Annotated in this window: 10 protein-coding genes and 1 riboswitch; of the genes, 8 read left to right on the top strand and 2 right to left on the bottom strand. The window is 70.4% G+C overall.

What is annotated here, in order from left to right; all coding sequences use genetic code 11:
- Positions 1 to 48: 48 nt before the first annotated feature.
- The gene (locus ACFXAE_RS35385; protein ID WP_384723550.1) at positions 49 to 1,524 is read right to left on the bottom strand and encodes a sensor histidine kinase; all 1,476 of its coding nucleotides are present in this window, start codon (positions 1,522 to 1,524) and stop codon (positions 49 to 51) included.
- Positions 1,525 to 2,016: 492 nt separating this feature from the next.
- Between ACFXAE_RS35385 and nagB the strand changes: the two genes are divergently transcribed.
- The 7 genes from nagB to ACFXAE_RS35350 all read left to right on the top strand — a co-directional run bounded on the left by nagB (position 2,017) and on the right by ACFXAE_RS35350 (position 10,077).
- Positions 2,017 to 2,802 (top strand): glucosamine-6-phosphate deaminase, encoded by a 786-nt coding sequence (gene nagB / locus ACFXAE_RS35380; protein WP_384723547.1) that lies wholly within the window; start codon positions 2,017 to 2,019, stop codon positions 2,800 to 2,802.
- Positions 2,803 to 2,960: 158 nt separating this feature from the next.
- Positions 2,961 to 3,725, top strand: a complete 765-nt coding sequence (locus tag ACFXAE_RS35375) for a GntR family transcriptional regulator (RefSeq protein ID WP_217129564.1) — start codon at positions 2,961 to 2,963, stop codon at positions 3,723 to 3,725.
- 205 nt (positions 3,726 to 3,930) lie between these two features.
- Positions 3,931 to 4,197, top strand: a complete 267-nt coding sequence (locus ACFXAE_RS35370) for a DUF3311 domain-containing protein (protein ID WP_384723544.1) — start codon at positions 3,931 to 3,933, stop codon at positions 4,195 to 4,197.
- Complete coding sequence (mctP, locus tag ACFXAE_RS35365; protein ID WP_384723541.1) at positions 4,194 to 5,822, top strand: monocarboxylate uptake permease MctP; 1,629 nt, start codon at positions 4,194 to 4,196, stop codon at positions 5,820 to 5,822. Before ACFXAE_RS35370 ends, mctP begins: the two co-directional genes overlap by 4 nt.
- Before the next feature lie 78 nt (positions 5,823 to 5,900).
- Positions 5,901 to 6,407, top strand: coding sequence for a GNAT family N-acetyltransferase (locus ACFXAE_RS35360; RefSeq protein ID WP_384723538.1), 507 nt, complete (start codon positions 5,901 to 5,903; stop codon positions 6,405 to 6,407).
- Positions 6,408 to 6,484: 77 nt separating this feature from the next.
- Positions 6,485 to 6,569, top strand: a riboswitch (cobalamin riboswitch).
- A gap of 143 nt (positions 6,570 to 6,712) precedes the next feature.
- Positions 6,713 to 9,070, top strand: a complete 2,358-nt coding sequence (locus ACFXAE_RS35355; protein WP_384723535.1) for a ribonucleoside-diphosphate reductase subunit alpha — start codon at positions 6,713 to 6,715, stop codon at positions 9,068 to 9,070.
- Positions 9,070 to 10,077, top strand: coding sequence for a ribonucleotide-diphosphate reductase subunit beta (locus ACFXAE_RS35350; protein WP_384723532.1), 1,008 nt, complete (start codon positions 9,070 to 9,072; stop codon positions 10,075 to 10,077). The genes ACFXAE_RS35355 and ACFXAE_RS35350 overlap by 1 nt, the downstream gene beginning before the upstream one ends.
- A gap of 30 nt (positions 10,078 to 10,107) precedes the next feature.
- On the opposite strand, the gene ACFXAE_RS35345 is transcribed toward ACFXAE_RS35350, so the two are convergent.
- Positions 10,108 to 10,332 (bottom strand): hypothetical protein, encoded by a 225-nt coding sequence (locus ACFXAE_RS35345; RefSeq protein WP_384723529.1) that lies wholly within the window; start codon positions 10,330 to 10,332, stop codon positions 10,108 to 10,110.
- 92 nt (positions 10,333 to 10,424) lie between these two features.
- On the opposite strand from ACFXAE_RS35345, the gene ACFXAE_RS35340 reads away from it, so the two are divergent.
- Positions 10,425 to 11,378: GlxA family transcriptional regulator (locus ACFXAE_RS35340; protein ID WP_384723526.1), on the top strand; the 954-nt coding region annotated here is incomplete at its 3' end.

The raw sequence follows: 11,378 nt of genomic DNA, 5'->3' as shown, positions 1-11,378 counted from the left end.
GCCCCGGACCGCTTTCAGCGGTCCGGGGCTTCGTGCCGTCCGCGCCCGCTACTTGTCCGACTGCACGGGGATGTCCAGGATCACCCTGGTCCCCCGCTCCGGGGCCGGAACCATGTCGAAGGTGCCCCCCAACTCGCCCTCCACCAGGGTCCGCACGATCTGCAGACCGAGGTTGCCCCCGGTGTGCGGGTCGAAGCCCTCGGGCAGACCCACTCCGTCGTCCTGCACGGTGACCAGCAGGCGGGTCTCCTTCGTGGTGCCGCCGCGGACCGCCGACACCTCGACGGTGCCGGTCTCGCCCTCGCGGAAGCCGTGCTCCAGGGCGTTCTGCAGCACCTCGGTCAGCACCATCGACAGTGGCGTGGCGACCTCGGCGTCGAGTATGCCGAAGCGGCCCGTGCGCCGGCCGGCGACCTTGCCCGGGGAGATCTCGGCGACCATCGCGAGGACGCGGTCGGCGATCTCGTCGAACTCCACGCGCTCGTCCAGGTTCTGGGACAGCGTCTCGTGCACGATCGCGATGGACCCCACCCGGCGTACCGCCTCCTCCAGTGCCGCACGCCCCCGCTCGGACCCGATGCGCCGCGCCTGCAGGCGCAACAGCGCCGCCACCGTCTGGAGGTTGTTCTTCACCCGGTGGTGGATCTCCCGGATGGTCGCGTCCTTGGTGATCAACTCGCGTTCGCGGCGGCGAAGTTCCGTGACGTCACGGAGCAGCACCAGTGAACCGATGCGCGTCCCCTTCGGCTTGAGCGGGATCGCCCGGAACTGGATCACCCCGTCGTGCGCCTCGATCTCGAACTCGCGCGGGGCCCAGCCGCTGGCGACCTTGGCCAGCGCCTCGTCCACAGGACCGCGGGAGGGGGCCAGTTCGGCGGTGGTCTGCCCGAGGTGATGACCCACCAGGTCGGCGGCGAGACCCATACGGTGGTACGCGGACAGGGCGTTCGGGGAGGCGTACTGGACGATGCCGTCGGCGTCGAGCCGGATCAGTCCGTCGCCGACGCGGGGCGAGGCGTCCATCTCGAGCTGCTGGTTCGCGAACGGGAAGGAGCCGGCCGCGATCATCTGCGCCAGGTCCGAGGCGCTCTGGAGGTAGGTGAGCTCCAGCCGGCTCGGGGTGCGCACGGTGAGCAGGTTGGTGTTGCGCGCGATGACCCCGAGGACGCGCCCCTCACGCCGTACGGGGATGGACTCGACCCGTACGGGAACCTCCTCACGCCACTCCGGGTCCCCCTCGCGCACGATCCGGCCCTCGTCCAGGGCCGCGTCCAGCATGGGGCGGCGTCCGCGCGGGACGAGATGGCCGACCATGTCGTCCTGGTAGGAGGTGGGGCCGGTGTTGGGCCGCATCTGGGCGACGGAGACATAGCGGGTGCCGTCGCGGGTGGGGACCCACAGGACCAGGTCGGCGAAGGAGAGGTCGGAGAGCAGCTGCCACTCCGAGACCAGCAGATGGAGCCACTCGAGATCGGTGTCGTCGAGGGCGGTGTGCTGGCGTACGAGTTCGTTCATGGAGGGCACGTCAGCGAGCGTACCCGGCGGTCCGCGGGACACCCGCGGGCCGCGGCGCCTGAGAGGGACCCTCAACCCTCCCGGCACCGCAGCCCGGAGCAACATCGGCCGTGGGGTGTGCGGTCCCGGTCGGCCGAGGGACGAGGAGCCGGGGCAGTCAGGGCAGAGAGCTCCGGTTCCTCGGTTCCGCCTTCCTGTGCGGGGAAGGCAGGCTTGTTGTGCCCTGTTGTGCATTGTGGACTAGACCACTGTCCCTGTAAATGCGTCGGTCAGGGTTCTTCGGCGTCACATGGCCGTCGGTCCGGACCCGTGAACGTCCGTCACGCAGCCTAACCCGTGCGGTTCTCGCGCGGGGCCGGTCGGGCGGGTCAATTTCGGCGCGCGGCCCCCGCGTCCGCTCTGTTAGATTGAGATTGGTCTAAACCACATTGCACCACCGCACGGGCCCGTGCCGACGGGTCCGGTCCCAGTCGAGTCCTCCTCAAGATCGGCAGGCCCACCGTGGAAGTTGTCATCGTTGCGGACGCCAAGGCGGGCGGCGAGCTCATCGCCGAGGCCATGGCACAGCTCCTGCGGCGCAAGCCCGACGCCCTGCTGGGCGTGGCCACCGGCTCCACGCCGCTGCCCATCTACCAGGCGCTCGCGGCCAGGGTGCGCTCCGGTGCCGTGGACGCCGCGCGGGCACGGATCGCCCAGCTCGACGAGTACGTGGGACTGCCCGCCGACCACCCCGAGTCCTACCGCTCGGTGCTGCGGCGCGAGGTGCTGGAGCCGCTCGGGATCGGGATGGATGCCTTCATGGGGCCCGACGGCACCGCCGAGGACGTACAGGGCGCGTGCGAGACGTACGACAGGGAGCTGGCCGGGGCCGGCGGTGTGGACCTCCAGCTGCTCGGGATCGGCACGGACGGGCACATCGGGTTCAACGAACCCTGTTCCTCCCTCGCCTCGCGCACCCGGATCAAGACGCTGACCGAGCAGACCCGGGTGGACAACGCCCGCTTCTTCGACGGCGACATCGACCAGGTCCCGCACCACGTGATCACCCAGGGCATCGGCACCATCCTGGAGGCCCGTCACCTGGTCCTGCTCGCCACCGGCGAGGGCAAGGCCGACGCGGTCGCCGCGACCGTCGAGGGGCCGGTGGCGGCGGTGTGCCCGGCGTCCGCGCTGCAGCTGCACCCCCATGCCACGGTGGTCGTCGACGAGGCCGCCGCCGCCAAGCTGAAGCTCGCCGACTACTTCCGGCACACCTACGCGAACAAGCCGGACTGGCAGGGCATCTGAGCGGTCGCCCGTGGTCTGGACCAGCCCTCGTCCCAGGGGTATACAAAGGGGATCACGGAGCGTGCGGGGCACACCCCCGCCCCGAGCCGTGCCACGATGTCAGCCGTGGCCGACGGTGATGTCGGTCGTTTCGGCACGCGGAGCCGGGAAGGCAGAGCATGAGCACCGACGTCAGCAGTGCGGAGAACGAGGGTGGGACCACGGTCCGTACGGCGCGTGTGCCCAAGTACTACCGGCTGAAGAAGCACCTGCTCGACATGACCGAGACGGCGCCGCCCGGCACGCCGGTCCCGCCCGAGCGCACCCTGGCGGCGGAGTTCGACACCTCGCGCACCACCGTGCGCCAGGCGCTCCAGGAGCTGGTGGTCGAGGGGCGCCTCGAGCGCATCCAGGGCAAGGGCACCTTCGTCGCGAAGCCCAAGGTCTCCCAGGCGCTCCAGCTCACGTCGTACACCGAGGACATGCGCGCCCAGGGTCTTGAGCCCACCTCGCAACTGCTGGACCTCGGCTACATCACCGCCGACGACCGGCTCGCCGGGCTGCTCGACATCACGGCCGGCGGGCGGGTGCTGCGCATCGAGCGGCTGCGTATGGCCAACGGCGAGCCGATGGCCATCGAGACCACCCATCTGAGCGCCAAGCGCTTCCCCGCGCTGCGCCGCAGCCTGACGAAGTACACCTCCCTCTACACCGCCCTCGCCGAGGTGTACGACGTCCGTCTCGCGGAGGCCGAGGAGACGATCGAGACCTCCCTGGCCACCCCGCGCGAGGCCGGCCTGCTCGGCACCGACGTCGGCCTGCCGATGCTGATGCTGTCCCGGCACTCGCTGGACCGGGACGGACAGCCGGTGGAGTGGGTGCGGTCGGTGTACCGGGGCGACCGGTACAAGTTCGTCGCGCGCCTGAAGCGTCCCCAGGACTGAGTCCGGACCGGCCCCTCGGCGGGTCCTCGGCGGATCCGCAAAACCCGACGAAGCGGGCGGTCGGCAGGGATTCCGTTGCTGTTTCCTCTCGGTTGGGCGGCGCCTGGATACCGCTATGCGGACGAGGGGTTACGACTGCGCCACACCCTGACCTAGATTTCCTGCGCATGACCGCCGGTGATCAATGAGGGGACGGAGCCGTCTGATGTCACAAGCCCCAGAAACCAGAGGAGGGCCGGTGGTGACGCCCGTGCGCGTCGTCATCGCCCTCTGTCTCGTCGCACCGTTCGTGGCCATGCTGTGGGTCGGGTCCTACGCGAAGAGCGACCCGGTGTTCATCGGCATCCCGTTCTTCTACTGGTACCAGATGCTGTGGGTACTGGTCTCCACCGTCCTGACGATGATCGCGTACAAGCTCTGGCAGCGTGACCAGCGCGTCCGCTCGGCCGCGAAGGGCGGTGCGTCGCAGTGAACGACGGCGTGAACGGCGTGGCGCTCGCCGTCTTCATCTTCTTCTTCCTGCTGGTCACGGCGATGGGCTTCATGGCCGCGCGCTGGCGCAAGGCCGAGAACGAGCACAGCCTGGACGAGTGGGGCCTGGGCGGGCGGTCCTTCGGGACCTGGGTCACCTGGTTCCTGCTCGGCGGCGACCTGTACACCGCGTACACCTTCGTCGCCGTACCGGCGGCGATCTACGCGGCGGGCGCGGCCGGCTTCTTCGCGGTGCCGTACACGATCCTGGTGTACCCGCTGATCTTCACCTTCCTGCCCCGGCTGTGGTCGGTGTCGCACAAGCACGGCTACGTCACGACGTCCGACTTCGTGCGCGGCCGGTTCGGCTCGAAGGGCCTGTCGCTGGCCGTCGCGGTCACCGGCATCCTGGCCACGATGCCGTACATCGCGCTCCAGCTGGTCGGCATCCAGGCCGTGCTGGACGTGATGGGCGTCGGCGGCGGCGAGGACACCAACTGGTTCATCAAGGACCTGCCGCTGCTGATCGCCTTCGGGGTGCTGGCGGCGTACACGTACTCGTCGGGTCTGCGGGCCCCCGCGCTGATCGCGTTCGTCAAGGACACGCTGATCTACATCGTGATCGTGGTGGCGATCATCTACATCCCGGTCAAGCTGGGCGGCTTCGACGAGATCTTCGCCTCGGCGAGGGAGGCGTACAGCGAGACCAACCCGGCCACGGGCGCTCCGCGCGGTGCGCTGGTACCGGGCGAGGCGGGCCAGTGGACGTACGCCACGCTGGCGCTGGGCTCGGCGCTCGCGCTGTTCATGTACCCGCACTCGATCACCGCGACGCTGTCCTCGCGCAGCCGTGAGGTGATCCGCCGCAACACCACGATCCTGCCGCTGTACTCGCTGATGCTGGGCCTGCTGGCGCTGCTCGGCTTCATGGCGATCGCGGCCGGGGTCAAGGTCAGCAACGGCCAGCTGGCGATCCCGCAGCTGTTCGAGAACATGTTCCCGGACTGGTTCGCGGGCGTGGCCTTCGCGGCGATCGGCATCGGCGCGCTGGTGCCGGCGGCGATCATGTCGATCGCGGCGGCGAACCTGTTCACCCGCAACATCTACAAGGACTTCATCAAGCCGGACGCGACGCCGAAGCAGGAGACCCAGGTCTCCAAGATCGTGTCCCTGCTGGTGAAGGTGGGTGCGCTGGCCTTCGTCCTGACCATGGACAAGACAGTCGCCATCAACTTCCAGCTGCTCGGCGGCATCTGGATCCTGCAGACCTTCCCGGCGCTGGTGGGCGGTCTGTTCACCCGCTGGTTCCACCGCTGGGCGCTGATCGGCGGCTGGGCGGTCGGCATGGTCTACGGCACGGTCGCCGCGTACGGGGTGGCCTCGCCGACGCAGAAGCACTTCGGCGGATCGGCGAAGGAGATCCCGGGCATCGGTGAGATCGGCTACATCGGCCTCACCGCGTTCGTGCTCAACGTCGTGGTCACGGTCGTGCTGACCTTCGTCATGCGGGCCCTCAAGGCGCCCGAGGGCGTCGACCAGACCAAGCCGGAGGACTACACGGCGGACGCGGGCGACCCCGGCGTCCAGGTGGAGCTTCCGCCGGCCACGGCGGGCAGCGCGCACTGACGCCGCAGGCACATCGGGTGACGGGCCGTCGGAGAAATCCGGCGGCCCGTTGTCGTACCCGTCCGGCACACTCCCCTCATGGACATCGTCATCCGGCCGGTGCAGCCCGGCGAGTACGAGGAACTCGGCGAGATCACCGCGCAGGCCTATCTGCGGGACGGGCTGCTGGACTTCGGGGAGAGCGACCCGTATCTCGACAGGCTCAGGGACGTGGCGAAGCGGGCGGCGGCCGCCGAGGTGCTGGTCGCCGACGGGAGCGGGACGGTGCTGGGCGGGGTGACCTTCGTGCCGGGCGGCGGGCCGATGGGCGACATGGCCGGGCCCGGCGAGGCGGAGATCCGGATGCTCGCGGTCGCCCACGCGGGCCGGGGCCGGGGTGCCGGGGAGGCCCTGGTGCGGGCCTGCGTCGACCGGGCGCGGGCCGCCGAGGGCTGCCGGGGGATCGTGCTGTCGACCCGGCCCGCCATGCGCTCCGCCCACCGCCTCTACGAGCGGCTGGGGTTCACCCGCGCTCCCGAGCGCGACTGGAACCCGCTGCCGGACGTGGACGACTTCATGCTCCTCGCCTACACATTGACACTCTGAGACCGGCGCGACACAACATATGGGGCTGCCAGCGCCACCCGGCACAAGATGTATGCTCATGCTCGCTGTCGCCGCAGGGGAATCCGGTGTGAATCCGGAACTGTCCCGCAACGGTGTACCCATGCCCGCGTACGCGTGTGCGTGGGCGTCAGTCCGAGGACCTGCCGACAGTGCGCCCGGCCGTCCGGTCCGGGTGCGTGGACGTCCGGGCCTCGCGGAATGGGCCGGTGGACGCGACGCCGCGTGCGCTCGTGTGCTGCCCCTGCCCCCTTCGAGGCCCCGTGCCGAGCGAGGGAGAGCCCCACGTGACCATCGCGCCAGCCGATCCGGCCTCAGCGATCGACGTGACCGAGGAGAGCGGCGGCCCCGGTGCCGCGCTGCTGCGGACCCTGACCGAGCTGACCGCCGACCTGCCCGGCGCCGACCCCGGCCGGGTCGCCGCCGCCGCGCTGCGCGGCCGGTCCGCTTCCGCCGACGCGGCGGAGCTGCGGGAGCTGGCCACCGAGGCGGCGGCCGGGCTCATCTCCGAGGACCCGGCCTACTCCCGGCTCGCCGCCCGGCTGCTGACCATCGGCATCCGCGCCGAGGCCGCCTCGCAGGGCGTCACCTCGTTCACCGGGTCCGTCGCGACCGGGCACCGCGAGGGTCTGATCGCCGACCGGACCGCCGGGTTCGTCCGGATGCACGCCGCCCGCCTGGACACGCTGATCGACACCCGGGCCGACGACCGCTTCGGCTACTTCGGCCTGCGCACCCTGCACAGCCGCTACCTGCTGCGGCACCCGCTCACCCGCAAGGTCGTCGAGACGCCCCAGCACTTCCTGCTGCGGGTCGCCGCCGGACTCGCCGAGGACGACAGCGCGCGCTCCGTGGACGAGGTCGCCGCGCTGTACGGGCTGATGAGCCGTCTGGACTACCTGCCCTCCTCCCCCACGCTGTTCAACTCCGGCACCCGGCACCCGCAGATGTCGTCCTGCTACCTCCTGGACTCCCCCAAGGACGAGCTGGACTCGATCTACGACCGCTACCACCAGGTCGCCCGCCTCTCCAAGCACGCCGGTGGCATCGGCCTGTCCTACTCCCGCATCCGCGCCCGGGGTTCGCTGATCCGCGGCACCAACGGGCACTCAGGCGGCATCGTCCCGTTCCTGAAGACGCTCGACGCCTCGGTCGCCGCCGTGAACCAGGGCGGCCGGCGCAAGGGCGCGGCGGCGGTCTACCTGGAGACCTGGCACTCCGACGTCGAGGAGTTCCTGGAGCTGCGCGACAACACCGGCGAGGACGCCCGCCGTACACACAACCTGAACCTCGCGCACTGGGTGCCGGACGAGTTCATGCGCCGGGTGGACGCCGACGCGCCCTGGTCGCTGTTCTCCCCGGCGGACGTGCCGGAACTGGTCGACCTGTGGGGCGGGGAGTTCGACGCGGCGTACCGGGCCGCCGAGGCGAGGGGCCTGGCGAAGAAGACCCTCCCGGCCCGCGAGCTGTACGGCCGCATGATGCGCACGCTCGCGCAGACCGGCAACGGCTGGATGACCTTCAAGGACGCCGCCAACCGCACGGCGAACCAGACCGCGGAGCCCGGCCACGTCATCCACTCCTCGAACCTCTGCACGGAGATCCTGGAGGTCACCGACGACGGGGAGACGGCGGTCTGCAACCTGGGGTCGGTCAACCTCGGAGCCTTCGTGGACCGGGGGGACATCGACTGGGAGCGCCTCGACGAGACGGTGCGTACGGCCGTGACGTTCCTCGACCGGGTCGTCGACATCAACTTCTACCCGACCGAGCAGGCGGGCCGCTCCAACGCCAGGTGGCGCCCCGTCGGTCTCGGCGTCATGGGTCTGCAGGACGTCCTCTTCAAGCTGCGGCTGCCCTTCGACTCCCCGGAGGCGAAGGCCCTGTCCACGAGGATCGCCGAGCGGATCATGCTCGCCGCGTACGAGACCTCCGCCGGCCTCGCCGAGCGGGACGGCCCGCTCCCGGCCTGGGAGAAGACCCGTACCGCCCGGGGCGTGCTGCACCCCGATCACTACGACACGGACCTCACCTGGCCGGAGCGCTGGGCGGCGCTGCGGACGCGGATCGCCTCCGTCGGGATGCGCAACTCGCTGCTCCTGGCGATCGCGCCCACCGCCACCATCGCGTCGATCGCGGGCGTGTACGAGTGCATCGAGCCGCAGGTGTCCAACCTGTTCAAGCGCGAGACGCTGTCCGGGGAGTTCCTCCAGGTCAACTCGTACCTGGTGGACGATCTGAAGCGGCTCGGCGTGTGGGACGCGCGCACCCGTGAGGCGCTGCGCGAGGCGGGCGGCTCGGTGCAGGACCTCGCCTGGATCCCCGAGGACGTGCGGCGGCTGTACCGCACCGCCTGGGAGATCCCGCAGCGCGCTCTGATCGACATGGCCGCCGCCCGCACCCCGTTCCTGGACCAGGCGCAGTCGCTGAACCTGTTCCTGGAGACGCCGACCATCGGGAAGCTCTCCTCGATGTACGCGTACGCCTGGAAGCAGGGCCTGAAGACCACGTACTACCTGCGCTCCCGCCCGGCGACCCGGATCGCCCGCGCGGCGCGCGCCACCGTCCCCGTTCCGCAGGCGGCCGATCCCGAGGCCGTCGCCTGCTCCCTGGAAAACCCCGAGTCCTGCGAGGCCTGCCAGTGATGACGACGAAGAACCTGCTCGACCCCGGCTTCGAGCTGACTCTGCGCCCCATGCGCTACCCCGACTTCTACGAGCGCTACCGGGACGCCATCAAGAACACCTGGCACGTGGAGGAGGTCGACCTCCACTCGGACGTGGCCGACCTGGCGAAGCTCAGCCCCGAGGAGCAGCACCTGATCGGCCGGCTGGTCGCGTTCTTCGCGACGGGCGACTCGATCGTGGCCAACAACCTGGTGCTGACCCTGTACAAGCACATCAACTCCCCGGAGGCGCGGCTGTACCTGTCGCGGCAGCTCTTCGAGGAGGCGGTGCACGTCCAGTTCTACCTGACGCTGCTCGACACCTACCTGCCCGACCCGGACGACCGGGCGGCGGCCTTCGCGGCGGTGGAGAACATCCCGTCCATCCGGGAGAAGGCCGAGTTCTGCTTCCGGTGGATGGACTCGGTGGAGAAGATCGACCGACTGGAGACGCGGGCCGACCGCCGCCGTTTCCTGCTGAACCTCATCTGCTTCGCCGCGTGCATCGAGGGCCTGTTCTTCTACGGTGCCTTCGCCTACGTCTACTGGTTCCGCGGCCGGGGTCTGCTGCACGGGCTGGCGACCGGCACCAACTGGGTGTTCCGCGACGAGACGATGCACATGTCCTTCGCCTTCGACGTGGTCGACACCGTGCGCAAGGAGGAGCCGGAGCTCTTCGACGAGGAACTCGGGCAGCAGGTCACCGACATGCTGCGCGAGGCGGTCGAGGCCGAGCTGCAGTTCGCGCGCGACCTGTGCGGGGACGGTCTGCCGGGCATGAACACCGAGTCGATGCGGCAGTACCTGGAGTGCGTCGCCGACCAGCGGCTGGTCCGGCTGGGCTTCGCGCCGGTGTACGGCTCGGAGAACCCGTTCTCCTTCATGGAGCTCCAGGGCGTCCAGGAGTTGACGAACTTCTTCGAGCGGCGCCCGTCCGCGTACCAGGTCGCCGTGGAGGGCACGGTCGACCTGGACGAGGACTTCTAGACAGTCGTGCGCCCGGGTGCCGCCCCGCCGTCACGCCGCTCGTGCGGTGCGGTGCGGGGCGGCACCCGTCGCCGGGCGTGAGGCCGTCGGCCCCTTGCGGCGCTCGGCGGCGGCGCGGGCGGCCCCGGCCCGCTCGATCTGCCGGTCGATCCGCCGCTCGCGCGCGATGCCGATCAGGGCGGGCAGGGTCATGAAGAGGAACAGGCCGAGAACGGCCACCATCGCGATCAGTGCTTCCCTCTGCGTCGTATCCATGACACCACTGTCACGCCGAACGTCCCTTACCGGCAGTGGCAGGACTGCCGTACACCCTCGATTTACTGCCAAGGGTGCGGCACACTGGAGCCATGCTCCGGAACGTGGCCGCCGTCCTCCTCGACGGCGTGAACCCCTTCGAACTCGGCGTCGTCTGCGAGGTCTTCGGCGTGGACCGCAGCGACGACGGACTGCCGGTCTACGACTTCGCCGTCGCCTCGGCCGACGGTCCCGCGGTGCGCACCAACACGGGCTTCTCCCTCCAGGTCGAGCACGGTCTGGAGCGTCTGGAGACGGCCGACCTCATCGCCGTGCCCGCCGGTTCCTCCTACGTCTCCCGGGAGTTCCCGCCCGAACTGCTGGACGCCCTGCGCCGGGGCGTGGACCGGGGCGCGCGGGTGCTCAGCGTCTGCTCCGGGGTGTTCGTGCTCGCCGCCGCCGGGCTCCTCGACGGCCGGCGCGCCGCCGCCCACTGGAAGCACGCGGAGGACCTGACCAGGCAGTATCCCCATCTGACGGTCGAACCGGATGTGCTCTACGTCGACGAGGACCCGGTGATCACCTCCGCGGGCACCGCCGCCGGCATCGACGCCTGTCTGCACCTGGTGCGCAAGGAGCAGGGTCCGGAGGTCGCCAACAGGATCGCCCGGCGCATGGTGGTGCCTCCGCACCGCGACGGCGGGCAGGCCCAGTACATCGAGCGCCCGCTGCCGCGGTCCGGGTGCGACACCGTCTCCGAGGTGCTGGTGTGGATGGAGCGGCACCTCGACGAGGAGACCACCGTCGAGCAGCTCGCCGCCCGCGCCCACATGTCGCCGCGCACCTTCGCCCGCCGCTTCCAGCAGGAGACCGGCACCACGCCCTACCGCTGGATCCTGCGCCAGCGGGTGCTGCTGGCCCAGCATCTGCTGGAGGCGACGGACGAGACTGTGGACGCGATCGCGGGTCGTACCGGCTTCGGCAACGCGGCGGCGCTGCGCCACCACTTCGTACGGACCGTCGGTACCACCCCGTACGCCTACCGGCGCGCGTTCAGGGGCCCGCAG

Source organism: Streptomyces sp. NPDC059454, assembly GCF_042749965.1.
Lineage (GTDB): Bacteria > Actinomycetota > Actinomycetes > Streptomycetales > Streptomycetaceae > Streptomyces.
This window is presented reverse-complemented; position numbering and strand designations above follow the sequence as displayed.